Annotated in this window: 15 protein-coding genes and 1 pseudogene; 13 read left to right on the forward strand and 3 right to left on the reverse strand. The window is 66.0% G+C overall.

Features of this window, described 5'->3' with window-relative positions; translation table 11 throughout:
* Positions 1-12 precede the first annotated feature (12 nt).
* Genes hutU through ACLV8F_RS08345 form a run of 8 tightly spaced genes read left to right on the forward strand, consistent with a single transcriptional unit; the run spans position 13 to position 8,757 of the window.
* Entirely contained in the window at positions 13-1,719 is a 1,707-nt protein-coding gene (gene hutU / locus ACLV8F_RS08310) for a urocanate hydratase (RefSeq protein ID WP_411883762.1), read from the forward strand.
* 5 nt (positions 1,720-1,724) lie between these two features.
* Positions 1,725-2,738, forward strand: a complete 1,014-nt coding sequence (locus ACLV8F_RS08315) for an ornithine cyclodeaminase family protein (protein WP_411883763.1) — start codon at positions 1,725-1,727, stop codon at positions 2,736-2,738.
* Between the two features lie 14 nt (positions 2,739-2,752).
* A complete protein-coding gene (locus ACLV8F_RS08320; protein WP_411883764.1) occupies positions 2,753-3,589 on the forward strand; it encodes a phosphate/phosphite/phosphonate ABC transporter substrate-binding protein in 837 nt (278 codons plus the stop codon).
* Positions 3,589-4,563 carry a tripartite tricarboxylate transporter substrate binding protein gene (locus ACLV8F_RS08325; RefSeq protein WP_411883765.1) on the forward strand — a complete coding sequence of 325 codons (975 nt, stop codon included), beginning with the start codon at positions 3,589-3,591 and terminating at the stop codon, positions 4,561-4,563. The genes ACLV8F_RS08320 and ACLV8F_RS08325 overlap by 1 nt, the downstream gene beginning before the upstream one ends.
* 39 nt (positions 4,564-4,602) lie before the next feature.
* The gene (hutH, locus tag ACLV8F_RS08330; protein WP_411883766.1) at positions 4,603-6,147 is read left to right on the forward strand and encodes a histidine ammonia-lyase; all 1,545 of its coding nucleotides are present in this window, start codon (positions 4,603-4,605) and stop codon (positions 6,145-6,147) included.
* Positions 6,148-6,205: 58 nt separating this feature from the next.
* Complete coding sequence (locus tag ACLV8F_RS08335) at positions 6,206-7,162, forward strand: ABC transporter substrate-binding protein (RefSeq protein WP_411883767.1); 957 nt, start codon at positions 6,206-6,208, stop codon at positions 7,160-7,162.
* Positions 7,163-7,174: 12 nt separating this feature from the next.
* Entirely contained in the window at positions 7,175-7,954 is a 780-nt protein-coding gene (locus tag ACLV8F_RS08340; protein ID WP_411883768.1) for an ABC transporter permease, read from the forward strand.
* Positions 7,951-8,757, forward strand: coding sequence for an ABC transporter ATP-binding protein (locus ACLV8F_RS08345; RefSeq protein WP_411883769.1), 807 nt, complete (start codon positions 7,951-7,953; stop codon positions 8,755-8,757). Before ACLV8F_RS08340 ends, ACLV8F_RS08345 begins: the two co-directional genes overlap by 4 nt.
* Before the next feature lie 6 nt (positions 8,758-8,763).
* On the opposite strand, the gene ACLV8F_RS08350 is transcribed toward ACLV8F_RS08345, so the two are convergent.
* Positions 8,764-9,726, reverse strand: coding sequence for a YeiH family protein (locus ACLV8F_RS08350; RefSeq protein ID WP_411883779.1), 963 nt, complete (start codon positions 9,724-9,726; stop codon positions 8,764-8,766).
* 268 nt (positions 9,727-9,994) lie between these two features.
* Between ACLV8F_RS08350 and ACLV8F_RS08355 the strand changes: the two genes are divergently transcribed.
* From ACLV8F_RS08355 to ACLV8F_RS08375, 5 genes are read left to right on the forward strand one after another with little or no spacing between them, the layout of a single operon-like run.
* Positions 9,995-10,876, forward strand: a complete 882-nt coding sequence (locus ACLV8F_RS08355) for a glycine betaine ABC transporter substrate-binding protein (protein ID WP_411878671.1) — start codon at positions 9,995-9,997, stop codon at positions 10,874-10,876.
* A gap of 51 nt (positions 10,877-10,927) precedes the next feature.
* Complete coding sequence (gene hutH / locus ACLV8F_RS08360; protein WP_411883770.1) at positions 10,928-12,448, forward strand: HAL/PAL/TAL family ammonia-lyase; 1,521 nt, start codon at positions 10,928-10,930, stop codon at positions 12,446-12,448.
* Positions 12,445-13,068, forward strand: a complete 624-nt coding sequence (locus ACLV8F_RS08365) for an ABC transporter permease (protein ID WP_411883771.1) — start codon at positions 12,445-12,447, stop codon at positions 13,066-13,068. Before hutH (ACLV8F_RS08360) ends, ACLV8F_RS08365 begins: the two co-directional genes overlap by 4 nt.
* Positions 13,069-13,084: 16 nt before the next feature.
* The gene (locus tag ACLV8F_RS08370; RefSeq protein WP_411883772.1) at positions 13,085-13,726 is read left to right on the forward strand and encodes an ABC transporter permease; all 642 of its coding nucleotides are present in this window, start codon (positions 13,085-13,087) and stop codon (positions 13,724-13,726) included.
* On the forward strand, positions 13,723-14,673 hold the full coding sequence (locus ACLV8F_RS08375) for an ABC transporter ATP-binding protein (RefSeq protein ID WP_411883773.1): 951 nt from the start codon (positions 13,723-13,725) through the stop codon (positions 14,671-14,673). Before ACLV8F_RS08370 ends, ACLV8F_RS08375 begins: the two co-directional genes overlap by 4 nt.
* On the opposite strand, the gene ACLV8F_RS08380 is transcribed toward ACLV8F_RS08375, so the two are convergent.
* Positions 14,670-16,058, reverse strand: coding sequence for an MFS transporter (locus tag ACLV8F_RS08380; protein WP_411883774.1), 1,389 nt, complete (start codon positions 16,056-16,058; stop codon positions 14,670-14,672). The two genes, ACLV8F_RS08375 and ACLV8F_RS08380, sit on opposite strands and share 4 nt — an antisense overlap.
* A 216-nt stretch (positions 16,059-16,274) precedes the next feature.
* Positions 16,275-16,489: pseudogene (locus tag ACLV8F_RS08385) on the reverse strand (hypothetical protein); the annotation flags it as partial.

Raw genomic sequence — 16,489 nt, forward strand, 5'->3', positions numbered from 1 at the left:
CGGAGCAGCCCCATGTCCGATCTTTCCCAAACACCCTTTCTTGACAGCAAGGCCCGCCCGGTGCGGGCACCGCGCGGCAGCACGCTGAGCTGCGCCAACTGGCAGATCGAGGCGGCCTACCGCATGATCCAGAACAACCTGGACCCGGAAGTCGCCGAAAACCCCGACGAACTCGTGGTCTACGGCGGCATCGGCAAGGCCGCCCGCAACTGGCCGGCCTTTGACGCCATCCTCGATTCGCTGCGCAAGCTGAAAGCCGACGAAACCCTGCTGGTGCAGTCGGGCAAGCCGGTGGGCGTGTTCCGCACCCACACGGGCGCGCCGCGCGTGCTGATCGCCAATTCCAACCTGGTGCCCAAGTGGGCCACTTGGGAACATTTCAACGAGCTGGACCGCGCCGGCCTGATGATGTACGGCCAGATGACGGCCGGCAGCTGGATTTACATCGGCACCCAGGGCATCGTGCAGGGCACGTATGAAACCTTTGTGGAAGCGGGCCGCCAGCATTTCAACGGCGACCTGGCCGGCCGCTGGGTGCTGACCGCGGGCCTGGGCGGCATGGGCGGCGCGCAGCCGCTGGCCGCCACCTTTGCCGGCGCCTGTTCGCTCAACATCGAGTGCCAGCAGTCCAGCATCGACTTCCGCCTGCGCACCCGTTACGTCGACAAGCAGGCCAAGGACCTTGACGAAGCGCTGGAGATGATCCAGCACCACACCTCGCGCAAGGAGGCCGTCTCCATCGCGCTGTGCGGCAATGCGGCCGAGATCGTGCCCGAACTCGCCAGGCGCGCCCAGGCCGGCGGCCTGCGCCCCGACATCGTGACCGACCAGACTTCGGCGCACGACATCATCAACGGCTACCTGCCGATGGGCTGGACGGTCGCGCAATGGAAGGCCGCGCAGAAAGACCCCGCCCAGCATGCCGCGCTGACAAAGGCCGCCGGCGAATCCTGCGTGGTCCACGTCAAGGCCATGCTGGCCTTCCACGAAATGGGCATCCCCACGGTGGACTACGGCAACAACCTGCGCCAGGTCGCGAAAGACTTCGGCGTGGACAACGCCTTTGACTACCCCGGCTTCGTGCCGGCCTACATCCGCCCGCTGTTCTGCCGCGGCGTGGGCCCTTTCCGCTGGGTGGCGCTCTCGGGCGACCCGGAAGACATCAAGAAGACTGACGCGAAGATGAAAGAACTCTTCCCCGACAACAAACACCTGCACCGCTGGCTGGACATGGCCGAAGAGCGCATCGCCTTCCAGGGCCTGCCGGCACGCATCTGCTGGATAGGCCTGGGCGAGCGCCACATCGCGGGCCTGGCTTTCAACGAAATGGTCAAGAGCGGCGAGCTCAAGGGCCCCATCGTGATCGGCCGCGACCACCTGGACAGCGGCTCCGTCGCCTCGCCCAACCGCGAGACCGAGGCCATGAAGGACGGCAGCGATGCCGTGAGCGACTGGCCGTTGCTCAACGCCCTGCTCAACACCGCCAGCGGCGCGACCTGGGTCAGCCTGCACCATGGCGGCGGCGTCGGCATGGGTTATTCGCAACATTCGGGCGTGGTCATCGTCTGCGACGGCACGGCCGAAGCCTCCGAAAAATTAGCCCGCGTGCTGTTCAACGACCCGGCCACCGGCGTGATGCGCCATGCCGATGCGGGGTACGACATCGCGAAACAAAGCGCCAGAGACAACGGGCTGAACCTGCCCATGATAGGAAGCTGAAACACATGTCCGATAGCACCGCAGAGATTTATCTCACCTACCTGAACCACCCCGACGTCCAGGCCCTGGCCCTGACCGACGCCGAGATCATCGCCGCTGTCGAGCAGGCCCTGCATGCACAGGGCAACAAGCAGACGACGATAGAACCGCGCATGCACCTGGTGCCGGAAAAAGACTACCCCGGCCACTTCAACGTGCTGCGCGGCTACATACGCCCGCTGGGCCTGGCCGGCGTGAAGGTGGTGGGCGACTTCTACAAGAACTACGAGCAGGGCCTGCCTTCGGAGCTGGCCGTGCTCAACCTGTTCGACCCGAAAAACGGCTCGCCCATCGCCATCATCGACGCCTCGGACATCACCGACATGCGCACCGGCGCCATCACCGCGCTGGGCGCCAAGCACCTGGCGCGCAAGAACTCGAAAATCCTGGGCCACATAGGCGCGCGCGGCACCTCCTACTGGAACGTGCGCCTGCTCGACTCGATCTACGACTTCGACGAAATCCGCGTGCATTCGCGCCGGCCAGAAAGCCGCAACGCCTTTGCCGCCAAACTCGAAAAAGACCTGGGCAAAAAAATCATCGTGACGGAGGACTGGGAGTCCTGCGTGCGCGGCGCCGACATCGTGGTCGAGGCCTCGCGACTGGAAAAGCCCACGCCCATGCTGAAGACCGAGTGGATCAAAAAAGGCGCTTGCGTGATTCCCTACGGCACCATGAGCGCGGTCGAACTCTCGCTGACCGACATCATGGACAAGATGGTGATGGACGACTGGGGCCAGGCCAAGGCCGGCCCGCTGGGCGCGCTGCGCGCCCATGTGGACGCCGGCAAGCTGTCGGAAGCCACGCTGCACGCCGAACTGGGCCAGATCGTCGCGGGCCTCAAGCCCGGCCGCGAAAGCGACGACGAAACCAACCTGTTCTGGCACCGCGGCCTGTCGCTGTCGGACATCGCGCTGGGCGCCTTCATGCTGGAAAAAGCCAAGCGCATGGGCCTGGGCCAGAAGCTGCGCTTTCGCTGAAGCAGGCAGGCAGCATGGACGCCATCAGCACCTCACAGACCGCGCAGGCGCTGCTGGCCAACGCCCGCATGTACTCGGCCACGCCCTCCGTCAAGGCCGACTGGAAGACCTTGCTGGCCTGGGTGTTGATACGCGCGGGCCTGCATTGGGACCTCATCGACTACGACGCACCCGCGCCGCTGTCGGTGCTGTGGGCGCGCAATGACCTGGGCCTGGCGATGATGTGCGGCCTGCCCTTTGCGCAACGCGGCGAGCGGCCCACGCTGGTCGCCGCGCCGATTCCCTCGCCGGCCCGCTACGGCGGCAAGCCGGTGTACTTCACCGACATCGTGGTGCGCGCCGATGCGCCCTACCGCAGCCTGGAAGACACCTTCGGCGGCGTGATCGGCTACACGCTGGCCGACTCCATGTCGGGCGGCGTGGCGCTGCGGCATCACCTGGCACCCTACCGCGAGGCGAAAGGTTCGCGCCTGTACCGCAAGGCCGTGGGTGAACTGGTCAATGCGCGCGGCGTGATCACCGCCCTGGCCGACGGCCGCATCGACGCCGGCCCGCTCGACAGCTATTACCACGACCTGCTCAAGGCGCACGACCCGGCGTTTGCCGCGCAGGTGCGCACCATCGCCAGCACGACGGCCTTGCCGATTCCGCCGCTGGTGGCCACCGCCGATTTGCCCGAGGAGACGCTGGCCAAAGTGCGCGCGGCTTTGCAGGCCACGGCCGATGCACCGGAACTCGCACCGCTGATGCAGCGCCTGCTGCTCGCGGGGTTTGCTTTTCCCGATCCCGCGGACTACCTGCCGCTGGCGGCCATGGACGGCGGGCCCGCGCCCGCACTGGACGACCTCTGATGAAACATTTTTTCTTCACGCGGTCCACATGGCTGGCCTTGCTGCTCGCGGCCGCCTCCTTCGGTGCCGCCGCCCAGGCTTATCCCTCCAAACCGCTGCACGTCATCGCACCCTTCCCGCCCGGCGGGCCTGTCGACGTGCTGGGCCGCGTGCTGGCGCAAGGCCTCGCCGAATCCATGGGCCAGCCGGCCGTGGTCGACAACAAAATCGGCGCCGCCGGCAACATTGGCATTGACCTGGCGGCCAAGGCAGCGCCCGATGGCTACACGCTGGCCATCGTCCCGCTGGGCAATATCGCGGTCAATCCCGCGCTCTATCCCGGCCTGCCCTACAAGGCCGCCGACCTCGCGCCCGTCACCATGCTGGCCACGGTGGAAAACGTGCTGGTGGTCAACGCCGCCGTGCCGGCGCGAAACGTCAAGGAACTGCTCGCGCTGGCCGCGCTGAAACCCGACAGCGTCAGCTTTGCCTCGCCGGGCGCCGGCAGCCAGGCGCACCTGGCCGGCGAGTTGCTGGCGCTGAACAGCGGCGTGCAGCTGCTGCACGTGCCCTACAAGGGCATAGGCCCGGCGCTCAATGATTTGCTGGGCGGCCAGGTCAGCATGATGTTCGCGCAGATGTCCTCGGTGCTGCCGCACATCAAGAGCGGCAAGCTGCGCGCGCTGGGCGTCGCCAGCCTCAAGCGCTCACCCCTGATGCCCGAGACGCCGACGATTGCCGAGCAAGGCCTGCCGCGTTTCGAGGCGGTGTCCTGGTATGCGCTCATGGTGCCGGCCGGCACGCCGCGCACCGTCGTCGACAAACTCAATACGGAGACCGTCAAGCTCTTCGCGCGGCCCGAACTCAAGGAAAAGCTGGCCGCGCTGGGCATGGACGCCGCCACCGGCAAACCCGCCGAGCTGGCCGCCGCCATCCAGGCCGACACTGTGCGCTGGACCGAGGTGATACGGCAGAAAAACATCAAGCCCGAGTAAGCCCGGTTTCTCTCTTCTTTTCTTATCGTTGGCAACACCATGACCCTCACCATTGAACCCGGCCGGCTGACCCTGGCGCAGTTGCGCGACATCCACACCACGGCGCAAACGCTGGCGATAGACCCTTCCGCCACGGCCGGCATTCGCGCCAGCGCCGCGCTGGTGCAAAAAGCCGCGCAGGGTGGCGAGGCCGTGTACGGCGTCAACACCGGTTTCGGCAAGCTGGCCAACCAGCGCATCGCGCAGGCCGACCTGGAAACGCTGCAGCTCAACCTGCTGCGCTCACATGCCGTGGGCGTGGGCGAGCCCATGCCCGAGCGCGTGGTGCGCCTGGTGCTGTTGCTCAAGGCGGCAAGCCTGGCGCGCGGCTACTCCGGCGTGCGCGAAGTTGTCATCGACATGCTGATGGCGCTGTACAACAAGGGCCTGACGCCGGTGATTCCCTGCCAGGGTTCGGTGGGCGCCTCGGGCGACCTCGCGCCGCTGGCCCATTTGTGCCTCCCGCTGATAGGCGAAGGCGAGGTGTTTTACGAGGGCAAGCGGATCGCTGCCGCCGACGCGCTCAAGCAGGCGTCCCTCACACCGGTGAAGCTGTCGGCCAAGGAAGGCCTGGCGCTGATCAACGGCACGCAGGTCTCGACCGCGCTCGCGCTGGACGCGCTGCTGGCCACCGACCGGCTGTTTGAAGCGGCTGTGATTTCAGGCGCCGTCACGCTGGACGCCGCGCGCGGCAGCGACGGCCCCTTTGACCCGCGCATCCACGCGGTGCGCGGCCAGCCGGGCCAGATCGATTGCGCCGCCGCTTACCGCGCCATCATGGCGGGCAGTGAAATCCGCCGCTCGCACCTGGAAGGCGACGACCGCGTGCAGGACCCGTATTGCCTGCGCTGCCAGCCGCAGGTCATGGGCGCCTGCCTGGACCAGATGCGCTACGCCACACAGGTGCTGATGCGCGAAGCCAATGCCGTGACCGACAACCCGCTGGTGTTTGCTGAAGACGAGACACTTCTCTCCGGTGGCAACTTCCATGCGGAGCCGGTCGCGCTGGCCTGCGACGCGCTGGCCGTCGCCATCGCCGAAATCGGCGCCATCACCGAACGCCGCATCGCCATGCTGGTCGACACCGTGGCCTCGCGCCTGCCGGCTTTCCTCACGCCTGAGCCGGGCCTGAATTCCGGCTTCATGATCGTGCACGTGACCGCCGCCGCGCTGGCCTCCGAAAACAAATCGCTGGCCCACCCCGCCAGCGTCGACAGCCTGCCCACCTCGGCCAACCAGGAAGACCATGTGAGCATGGCGACCTTCGCGGCGCGCCGCCTGCAGCCCATGCTGCGCAACACCGAATACATCGTCGCCATCGAGCTGCTGGCCGCCGCGCAGGGCATTGAATTTTTGCGCCCGCTCAAGAGTTCCGCCGTGCTGGAGGGCGTGTTGCAACTGGTGCGCAAAGCCTCGCCGGCCATGATGCATGACCGCAGCCTCGCACCCGACATGGAACGGGTGCACCAATTGGTGGCGGGCGGGCGCATAGGCCTGGCCGGAGAAGCCCAAATCACCGAGTTAACCGCCTTGCGGCTGGCATGAAGCCTGCATACATTAGCGATACCTACATCGCTATCTCTATCCACACAGGAGCCTATTCATGAAACAGCAACTCGTCATCTCCCTGCTGGCCGCAGCATCCGCCTTGGCCATGGGCGCCGCCCACGCACAGGAGACCAAGGTCGCCATCGGCATTTCGGGCTGGACGGGTTTTGCCCCGTTGACCCTGGCCAAGGAAGCCGGCATCTTCAAGAAGAACGGACTCGACGTTTCCATCAAGAAGATCCCGCAAAAAGACCGCCACCTCGCGATTGCCTCGGGTGACGTGCAGTGCGCCGCCACCACGGTGGAAACCTGGGTGGTGTGGAACGCCAACGGCGTGGCCACCACGCAGATCTTCCAGCTCGACAAAAGCTACGGCGCCGACGGCATGGTGGTGAAACCCGGCATCACCAAAATCACCGACCTCAAGGGCAAGACCGTCGCCGCGAGCGCGCCCGGCACCTCCCCCTACTTCGCCCTGGCCTGGATGCTGAAGAAAAACGGCATGAGCACCAAGGACGTGAAGGTCGTCAACCTGGAGCCGCAGGCCGCGGCCAACGCGATGATCGCCGGCACCGACGGTGTCGATGCCGCGATGACCTATGAGCCCTACCTGGGCGCGGTGCGCGCCAAGCCGGAAGCCGGCAAGATCATCGCCACCACGCTGGACTACCCCATGGTGATGGACACCTTCGGCTGCACGCCCAAGTTCCTGAGCGAAAACCCCAAGGCCGCCAAGGCACTGGCCGACAGCTACTTCGACGCCGTCGAGATGATCCAGAAAGAGCCGAAGAAAAGCTTCGAGATCATGGGCGCCGACGTGAAGCAGACCGGCGAAGCCTTTGAAGCCTCGTCCAAATACCTGCGCTGGCAGGACCGCGCGGCCAACCAGAAGTTCTTTGCCGGTGAACACGCCGCTTTCAGCAAGGAAGCCGCCGACCTGCTGATGGAAGCGGGCATCATCAAGTCGCTGCCCGACATGGGCAAGCTGGCTGACACAAAATTCCTCAAGTAAGCCGGCGACTGCATGCGGCCCCTGCAACCCGTCTCGCCCGGCGCGCGCATCGCGCTGGGCGTGAGCTTCTTCGTTCTGTTCTTCGTCGTGTGGGCCATCTTCACGCTGGGCGGCTACGTCTCCAAGACCTTTCTGGCCGACCCCATCACCATGGTGAGGTCGGGCTACGACCTGCTGGCCAACCAGGGCTTTGCCAAGGACATCGGCATGACGGTCTGGCGGGTGCTGGGCGGCTTTGCGATTGCCGCATTGCTGGCCGTGCCGTTGGGCGTGATGATGGGCGCCTACAAACCGGTCGAGGCTTTTTTTGAACCCTTTGTGAGCTTTGCGCGCTACCTGCCCGCGTCGGCTTTCATTCCGCTGCTGATCCTCTGGGCCGGCATCGGCGAGGCGCAGAAGCTCTCGGTGATTTTTATCGGTTCCTTCTTCCAGCTGGTGTTGATGATTGCCGTGAGCGTGGGCAACACGCGGCGCGACCTGGTGGAGGCGGCCTACACGCTGGGCGCGGCTGACCGCGGCATCGTGGTGCGCGTGCTGCTGCCCAGCGCCGCGCCCGAGATCGCCGAGACACTGCGCATGGTGCTGGGCTGGGCCTGGACCTATGTGATCGTCGCGGAGCTGATAGGCGCATCGAGCGGCATTGGCCACATGATCACCGACAGCCAGGCCCTGCTGGCGACCGACCAGATCATCTTCGGCATCATCGTGATCGGTGTCTTCGGCCTGGTCACCGACCTGGCCTTCAAGGCGCTGAACCGTAAACTTTTCCCGTGGGCACAGTTAGGCCGATGACTTCTTCCAATCCCATCCTGACCGTCACCCAGCTGTCGAAAACCTTCACCGCCCACAAAGGCGCAGGCACGGTGGCATTGCAGGCCACAGACCTGAGCGTTGCCGAAAACGACTTCATCACCATCCTCGGCCCCTCGGGCTGCGGCAAGTCCACCCTGCTGCGCATGGTGGCGGGGCTCGATACGCCCACCAGCGGCTCCATCGTGCTGGACGGCAAGCCCATCGCGGGCCCGGGCGCGGACCGCGGCATGGTGTTCCAGAGCTACACGCTGTTTCCCTGGCTCAGCATTTTGCAGAACGTCTGCTTCGGCCTGCGTGAAAAAGGCATGGCGCTCGATGCGCAACTCGATATCGCACACCAGTTCATCAAGAAGGTCGGGCTGCAGGGTTTTGAAAACCATTTCCCCAAGCAGCTTTCAGGCGGCATGCAGCAGCGCACCGCATTGGCACGCGCACTGGCCAACAACCCGCGCATCCTGCTGATGGACGAGCCCTTCGGCGCGCTGGACCACCAGACGCGCGAGCTGATGCAGGAGCTGCTGCAAGGCATCTGGGAAGCCGAGCAGAAGACCGTGCTCTTTGTGACGCACGACATCGACGAAGCCATCTTCATGGGCAACCGAGTGGTGGTGATGAGCGCCCGGCCCGGCCGCATCAAGTGCGACATCCCCGTGCCGCTGGCGCACCCGCGCCACTACTCGGTCAAGACCACGCCGGTGTTCACCGAGCTCAAGGCGCGGCTGACCGAGGAGATACGCGTGGAAGTGCACCGCGCGGCGGGGCTGCAGGCCCCGACTGCCTGACTTTTTCTACAGCCCCAACCGGAACACGATCACCGCGCCCAGCACCAGCGCGGCGATAAACACCGTCTCGCCCACCAGCATGGCCACGGGCTGCCAGCCCAGTTTCATGAGGTCCTCAAAACTGGTCTTGATGCCGGCGGCCGCGATGGCCGTGACCAGAAACCAGCGCGAGGTGTCGCTGGCGGCCTGCGTCATGGCCGGCGTGAAAGCGCCTATGGTGGCCAGCAGCACCAGCACGATGAAGGCCAGCAGGAAGCCGGGCACCAGAGGAACTTCTTCTTCCACTGCCTTGGCGTCGGGGTGCTTGCGGTAGCTGATGGCGATCAGCAGCACGATGGGCATCAGCAGCATCACGCGGAACAGCTTGACGACAGTGGCCGTGTCGCCGACCTCGGGACCCAGCATCATGCCGGCCGCCACCACCTGCGCCACGTCATGGATGGTGCCGCCCAGGAAGATGCCGCCCTGCGCGGGCGCCAGGCCTATGAGCTTGAGGGCGAAGGGGTAAAGAATCATGCTCAAGGTGGAGAGCACCGTGACGCCGACCACGGCCAGCAAGGTGAAACGCTCGTTCTCCTTGGTCTGCGGCAGCACGGACGAAATCGCCAGCGCGGCGGAGGCGCCGCAGATGGCGACCGCGCCACCCGAGAGCACACCTTCTTCACGCGGGCGTTTGAGCCACTTCGCGAGCAACAGGCCGAACAGGATGGTGAGCGCCACCGCCACCACGATCACCAGCGCCGTCTCCACACCGAGTTTGGCGACCTGCGTCAGCGTGATGCGCGCGCCCAGCAGGGCCACGCCGACACGCAGCAAGGTGCGGCCGCAAAAATCGACACCGGTCTTGACCTTGGGATTGCTGTTGAGGAAGTGGAAGGCCAGGCCTATCAGCAGCGCGTAGAGCAGTTGCGGGCCACCGTAATGCTCGGACAGGAAAGTCGCCGCCAGCGCGATGACCACGCACACCATGGCGCCGGGCACGCTGGCTTTGAGGAGGGAGACTGAAGGAAGAAAAGACACGCGGAGGAGGCTTCCGGTTGTTGTTTTGTTTATGCGGAAAACAGCTATCACCGGGTGATTTTCCGTCTTGCACACGCTATTTCCATATGCTACTATTATTAGGTTGTATATACAAGTTGGGGCGCTGGAAGCACCACGATGGCGCGGTTTTCCAGGCACGGGATGTGCATGCAACAGGCCAGAAGATTCCTTGTTTCAGTTTCATCCGGAGATCACCATGAAGATCAGCAAACTTTTGGCCCTGTCCGCATTCGCGCTGGCCGCCTTCGCACCGCTCGCCTCACACGCCCAGCAGGCCGTGCGCGTCGGCTCCAAAAACTTCACCGAGCAGTTCGTGCTCGCCGAAATCTATGCGCAGGCGCTGGAAGCCGCCGGCATCAAGACCGAGAAAAAGCTCAACCTGGGCGGCACGCTGATCGCCCAGAAGGCGATGGAAGAAAAGCAGATCGACTTCTACCCTGAATACACCGGCACCATGCTGCTGGCCGTTCTCAAGCAGGAACCCATGACGGATGCCAAGGCGGTGTACGACAAGGTCAAGGAAGGCTACGCCAAGATGGGCTTTGTGGTGCTGAACCAGTCCAACCTGAACAACGGCTACGTGATGGTGGTGCGCGCCGACACCGCGCAAAAGCTCAAGCTGGAAACCCTGTCCGACCTGGCCAGGGCCGCCAAGGATTTGAAAGTCGGCGCCGGCCCCGAGTTCCGTGACCGCAAGGACGGCCTGCCGGGCCTGAAGGCGAAGTACGACATGGTCTTCGGTGAAGACCTGCAGATGGCGATCGGCCTGCGCTACCAGGCGCTGAAGAACGACCAGATCCAGGTCGTCAACGGCTACTCCACCGACGGCATGATCAGCGCGCTCAAGCTCAAACGCCTGCGCGACGACAAGAGCCTGTGGCCTCCGTACTTCGTCGTGCCCGTGATCCGCAAGGAAGCACTGGACGCCAACCCGAAGATCGGCGAAGTCCTGAACCGCGTGAGCGCCCTGCTCGACGAAACCTCCATGGCCCAGATGAACTACCAGGTCGACGGCGACAAGCTCGAACCCAAGGACGTGGCCCGCGACTTCCTGAAGTCCAAGGGACTGGTCAAGTAATACTTCTCTTCCGACGCTTCCCCGTACCTTCACCGTGAAAGTTTTTACGCCATGACACTAGCGGTCGGGGAGCAATGGCTGGGTATCCAGGATGTGGTGCGCGTGGCGCGCAGCGGCGAACCCGTGTCGCTGGCGCCCAAGGCGCGTGAGCGTGTGGTCGCCGCGCGCGAACTGGTCATGCGGCTGGCCACCTCCGGCCAAGCCATCTACGGCCTCAATTCCGCACTGGGTGCCAACACCGGCGCGGTGCTGGCTGAAGGCGACCTGGAAGACTACCAGCGCCGCGCCGTGCGCGCCCGGGCCGTGGCCGTGGGCCCGGCCTATGACAAAGCCTCGGTGCGCGCCATGCAGTTCGCGCGCATCGCCGGCATGTCGCGCGGAGGTTCGGGCGTCTCGCCCGCGGTGCTGGACGCCTGCATCGCGATGCTGAATTTCCAGGTCCACCCGGTGGTGCCGCGCTTCGGCTCCATCGGTGTGGCCGACCTGCCCCAGCTCTCCCACCTGGCCTTGCCGCTGTTCGGCGAAGGCCAGGCCGAGGTGCGCGGTGAAATTTTGAACGGCGCCGCCGCGCTGGAACGCGCGGGCCTGCAACCGGTGACGCTGGGCGCCAAGGATGGCCTGGCGCTGATCAGTTCCAATGCGGCCACCACGGCGCGTGCCGCACTCGTCTTGCATGACGCCAATGTGGCGCTGGACGCCTGGCTGGCCGCCGTGGCGCTGGGCTATGAAGGCTTCCGGGCCAACCTCTCGCCGCTGCACCCCGGCGCGGTGGCGGCCCGGCCGGCCGCCGGCCAGGTCGAGGTGGCGCGCCAGCTGCGCGAACTGCTCAAGGGCAGCGCCCTGCTGGAGCCGGGCGCGGCGCGCCGCGTGCAGGACCCGGTGTCCATGCGCGTGGTGCCCCAGGTGCACGGCGCCGCGCGCGACATGGTGGACGCGGCCTGCGCGCAGGTCGAGATTGAACTCAACAGCGCGGCCGACAGCCCGCTGGTGCTGGCTGAAGAGGGCGTGATGCTCTCCAACGGCAACTTCCACGTGCCGGCGCTGGCATTGGCGCTGGACGCCTCGGCGATTGCGCTGGCACAAGCCGCCAGCATGTCGGTGTCGCGCAGCCAGCGTTTCATGTCGCCCGCGCTCACCGGCCTGCCGCTGCAGCTCACGCGCCACGGCCCGGCCCATTCGGGTTTTGCCACGGTGCAGAAAACCCTGACCGCGCTCTGGGCCGAGGTGCGCTTGCGCGCCAACCCGGGTTCGCTTGATTACCTGCCGGTGTCCGAAGCGCTGGAAGACCATGCCTGCATGGCGCTGGGTGTGGCGGAAAAACTCGGCGAGCTGGTGGAGCGCGTGCGCTACCTGATCGCGATTGAACTGCTGGTCGCCGCCCAGGCGGTGGACCTGCGCGAGCTCGACATCAGCCAGATGGGCGAAGGCACCCGGCGCACTTTTGCGCAGGTGCGCAAGCTGGTCCCCATGCTGGACGAAGACCGCCCGCTGGGCCCCGACATAGACCGTATCCACGGCGCCATCGCCGCGGGTGTCTTCGGCGCTGAAGCTGCTCACCGGGGCGCAGCATGACCTGGTTCCTGCGCAACTGGACCGACGTGGCCTACGCCTTGTGGGAGCACATCGCGATTTCGCTCACGGCACTGGTGATTGCCTTCGCGCTGTCGCTGGTGATTGGCGTCATCGCCGCCCGGCGTGAAAAACTCTACGCCACCGTCATGACGGTCTCGGGTTTTCTGTACACCATCCCGACGCTGGCCTTCCTCGCCTTCCTGATTCCCGTGGTGGGCCTGGGCCGCACCAACGCCATCATCACCATGGTCGCGTTCTCGCTGATGATTTTGATCCGTAGCGTGGCCACCGGCATACGCGAAGTGCCGGCCGACATCATCGACGCGGCGCGCGGCATGGGCATGAACAAGGCGCAGATCATGCGGCGCATCGAGTTGCCGCTGGCCCTGCCCCTGATCGTGGCCGGCCTGCGCGTCTCGGCCGTCACCGTGATCAGCGTGACGGTGGTCGCCGCCTATGTGAACGCGGGCGGGCTGGGCACGCTGATTTTCAACGGCATCGCCAGCGACCACCCGGCCAAGATCTGGACCGGCGCGCTGACCGTTTGCGCGCTGTCCGTCGTCGTCGACATGCTGCTCGCGCTGCTGGAGCAGCGCCTGAAGAACCGGCGCGCAGCCTGAAACCCAAGAGGCCCTGATGCTTGCCGACGCCTGGAACTATGTCCTTTCCCATCCCGCGCAGTTTTACCGCGCGCTGGGCGTGCACGTCGCGCTGTCGGCCTCGGCGCTGCTGATTGCCGCGCTGATCTGCATCCCGGCGGGCATTGCCGTCGCGCGGAAAAATGCTCTCTCACTGGCCGTCGTCAATGTCGCCAACGTCGGGCGCACCCTGCCCTCGCTGGCCGTGCTGGCGCTGGTGATGCCGATCTTGGGAACCGGTTTTACGCCCGCCCTCTTCGCCCTCACGCTGATCGCGTTGCCGCCCATCGTGACGCACACCATCGTCGGCATGCGCGGCGTGGACGCAGATGCGGTGGACGCCGCCATCGGCATGGGCATGACGCGCGCGTCGCTGCTGTGGCAGGTCGAGCTGCCCATGGCCATGCCGGTCATCTTCGCGGGCCTGCGCACCGCCGCGGTGCAGATCATTTCCGGCGCCGTGCTGGCCGCCTTCATAGGCGGCGGCGGGCTGGGCGACTTCATCACCGCGGGCATCGCCATGATGGCCGTTCCCCAGCTGCTGGTGGGCGCCATCCCGGTGGCGCTGCTGGCGCTGGGCACCGATTTTCTTTTTGGCGCGCTGCAGCGCCGCATGACTCCCCAAGGGCTTCGCGCATGATCACACTCGACCGCCTCACCAAGTCCTTCGGCGGCAGCGCCCAGTCGGCCGTCGACGGGCTGTCGCTCACCGTCAACACCGGCGAGATCTGCGTGCTGATCGGCCCGTCAGGCTGCGGCAAGACCACCACCATGCGCATGATCAACCGCATGGTCGAACCCGATTCGGGCCGCATCGAAGTCGGCGGGCGCGACGTCACCAAGATGGACGCGGTGGAGCTGCGCCGCTCCATCGGCTACGTGATCCAGCAGGTGGGCCTGTTCCCGCACATGACGATCGGCGAGAACGTGGCCACCGTGCCCAAAATGCTGGGCTGGGATGCCGCCCGCATCGCCAAACGTGTGGACGAGTTGCTGGCGCTGGTGCACATGGACCCGTCGGTTTACCGCAACCGCTTTCCGCGCGAACTCTCGGGCGGGCAGAAGCAGCGCATAGGCGTGGCACGCGCACTGGCGGCGGACCCGCCGGTGATGCTGATGGACGAGCCCTTCGGCGCCATAGACCCGATCACCCGCGCGCGCCTGCAGGACGAGTTCCTGCGCATCCTGCGCGAGCTCGGAAAAACCATTGTGTTCGTCACGCACGACATCGACGAAGCCATCCGCATGGGCTCGCGCATCGCGATTCTGCGCAGCGGCAAGGTGGTGCAGTACGACACGCCCGAACGCATACTCGCGCACCCGGCCGACGCGTTTGTCGAGGCCTTTGTGGGCGGCGACCGCTCACTCAAACGGTTGGCCCTGCTGACGGCCGGCCCCTATGTGGAAAGCGGCACGCCGGCCGCCAATGCACCGCGCCTGCCGGCCGCGACGCCGCTGCGCGATGCGCTGTCGGCCATGCTGGACGCCGGCGCGAATGAGGCCGCGATTGTGGACGCGGAGGGCAAGCCCCTGGGCCGCGTCACGCTGCAGAGCATCCAGCAGGCCGCAGCGGTGTCCCGCTCCTAAACCTGCCGCATCCGCAGCGCGCTGCAAACACCCGCTACCGCCGCGAAGCCGGCCGCCAGCCACAGCGCCACAAACGAACCGTGGCCGCCCTGTGGGTCGAACATCGCAAAAATCATTGCCAGCAAGACCGCGCCCAGCGTCTGGCCGGTCAGCCGCGCCGTGCCCAGCATGCCGCTGGCGCCGCCGCTGCGATGCGGCGGCGCCGAAGTGATGATGGTGTGGTTGTTGGGCGACTGGAACAGGCCGTAACCGATGCCGCACAAAGCCATGCGCCAGACGATGTCGAGCTGGGACGGATGCGCCGGCAACACCGCCAGAAAAATCAGGCCCAGCGCCAGGAAGGCCATGCCGATGCCACCCAGCACGCCGCCTGAATGGCGCCCTATCAGCCGCCCCACGAGCGGCGAGGTCACCACAATGGCCAGCGGCCAGGCCGTCATCAGCAGCCCGGCCTGCAGGTGGCTGAAGCCGTAAGTGCCCAGCAGCAGGAAAGGCAGGCTGACATAGGCCAGCGTCTGCGCGCAGAAGGCGCCTATCGAGGTGCCCATGGACAGCGCGAAGACGGGAATGCGCAGCAGGTCCAGCGGGAACAGCGGTAGCGGTTGCGCCAGCTGGCGCCGCACGTAAATGATGCCGATGACGATGCCCGCCGCGAGTTCGGCCAGCGGCACCCACAACGAGCCGGCACCCGCGCCGGGCACGGTTTCGATGCGAACGCCCAGGCCGTCGACGCCCAGGAACACCAGGCCGAACATCAGCGCGTTGAGCACCACGTCGAGCGGCGACAGCCGGCCCGCGGCCTTGGCGTGGTTTTCGGGCAAGGCCTTGCGGCCCAGCCACACCGACAGCAGGCCGAAGGGCACGTTGAGCGCGAACAGCCAGGGCCAGGAGGCCACGGAGAGGACGGCGGCCGCAATGGAAGGCCCGGCCACCGAGGCCGTGGCCACCACCAGCGAGTTGATGGCGATGCCGCGGCCCAGCAGGTGCTTGGGGTAGATGAGCCGCACCAGCGCCGTGTTCACGCTCATGAGGCCGGCCGCGCCCAGGCCCTGCACGACCCGCGCCAGGGCCAGCGTGGTCAGGGAATCGGCCATGGCGCAGGCCGCCGAAGCCAGCGTGAACACCGAGAGGCCGACCAGGTAAACGCGGCGGTAGCCGACGATGTCGCCCAGCGAGGCCAGCGGCAGCAACAGCGCCAGCGTGGCGACCTGGTAGGCGTTGATGACCCAGATGGATTGCGCGGCCGTGGCGTTGAGTTCGCGCGTGATGTCGGGCAGCGCCAGGTTGACGATGGTGCCGTCCAGCACCGCCATGACGATGCCGAGAATGATGACCAGCAGCGCAGGCGTGCGCTCCCGCGCGGGCAAACCATCCTGAACAAGCATGCGGACCTTTGTTATTGAGCGGGCGGTCAGTACGGCCGCCCGGAGCACTCATTTTAAGAGTGCGTCCGCAAACGCCGCAGGCGCGGCTTCCTTGCCCCAGCGCCGCCCTTGGGCAAGACGGCGCCGGAAGCGAAAAATCCCGGCATGCGGGTGCATGGCCGGGATTTTCCTGAGGGGGTTGTTCACCCCTGCGGGCGCCGCTGACGCGGCGTCGTATTACTTCATGCCGTATTTGACCTTGGCGTCGTTCTGGCAGGTGTCCTTGGCGGCGCCGGTCAGGGCATCGCAGCGCTCTTTGGCCGCTTTGTACTCGGCTTCGCGTTTTTCGGCGTTGGCGTCTTTTTTGACTTCGGCTTTTTGGGCGCTGTCCTTGCCGGGATCGGCGGCGGTCTTGGCGACCTTGGCATCTTCCTTGGCCTTGACGTGGGCGG

Source organism: Polaromonas sp. YR568, from assembly GCF_943369675.1.
Lineage (GTDB): Bacteria > Pseudomonadota > Gammaproteobacteria > Burkholderiales > Burkholderiaceae_C > Polaromonas.

Coding starts and splice junctions, on each gene's coding strand:
- hutU (WP_411883762.1), top strand. CDS start 13: ATGTCCGATCTTTCCCAAACACCCTTTCTTGACAGCAAGGCCCGCCCG.
- ACLV8F_RS08315 (WP_411883763.1), top strand. CDS start 1,725: ATGTCCGATAGCACCGCAGAGATTTATCTCACCTACCTGAACCACCCC.
- ACLV8F_RS08320 (WP_411883764.1), top strand. CDS start 2,753: ATGGACGCCATCAGCACCTCACAGACCGCGCAGGCGCTGCTGGCCAAC.
- ACLV8F_RS08325 (WP_411883765.1), top strand. CDS start 3,589: ATGAAACATTTTTTCTTCACGCGGTCCACATGGCTGGCCTTGCTGCTC.
- hutH (WP_411883766.1), top strand. CDS start 4,603: ATGACCCTCACCATTGAACCCGGCCGGCTGACCCTGGCGCAGTTGCGC.
- ACLV8F_RS08335 (WP_411883767.1), top strand. CDS start 6,206: ATGAAACAGCAACTCGTCATCTCCCTGCTGGCCGCAGCATCCGCCTTG.
- ACLV8F_RS08340 (WP_411883768.1), top strand. CDS start 7,175: ATGCGGCCCCTGCAACCCGTCTCGCCCGGCGCGCGCATCGCGCTGGGC.
- ACLV8F_RS08345 (WP_411883769.1), top strand. CDS start 7,951: ATGACTTCTTCCAATCCCATCCTGACCGTCACCCAGCTGTCGAAAACC.
- ACLV8F_RS08350 (WP_411883779.1), bottom strand. CDS start 9,726: ATGGTGTGCGTGGTCATCGCGCTGGCGGCGACTTTCCTGTCCGAGCAT.
- ACLV8F_RS08355 (WP_411878671.1), top strand. CDS start 9,995: ATGAAGATCAGCAAACTTTTGGCCCTGTCCGCATTCGCGCTGGCCGCC.
- hutH (WP_411883770.1), top strand. CDS start 10,928: ATGACACTAGCGGTCGGGGAGCAATGGCTGGGTATCCAGGATGTGGTG.
- ACLV8F_RS08365 (WP_411883771.1), top strand. CDS start 12,445: ATGACCTGGTTCCTGCGCAACTGGACCGACGTGGCCTACGCCTTGTGG.
- ACLV8F_RS08370 (WP_411883772.1), top strand. CDS start 13,085: ATGCTTGCCGACGCCTGGAACTATGTCCTTTCCCATCCCGCGCAGTTT.
- ACLV8F_RS08375 (WP_411883773.1), top strand. CDS start 13,723: ATGATCACACTCGACCGCCTCACCAAGTCCTTCGGCGGCAGCGCCCAG.
- ACLV8F_RS08380 (WP_411883774.1), bottom strand. CDS start 16,058: ATGCTTGTTCAGGATGGTTTGCCCGCGCGGGAGCGCACGCCTGCGCTG.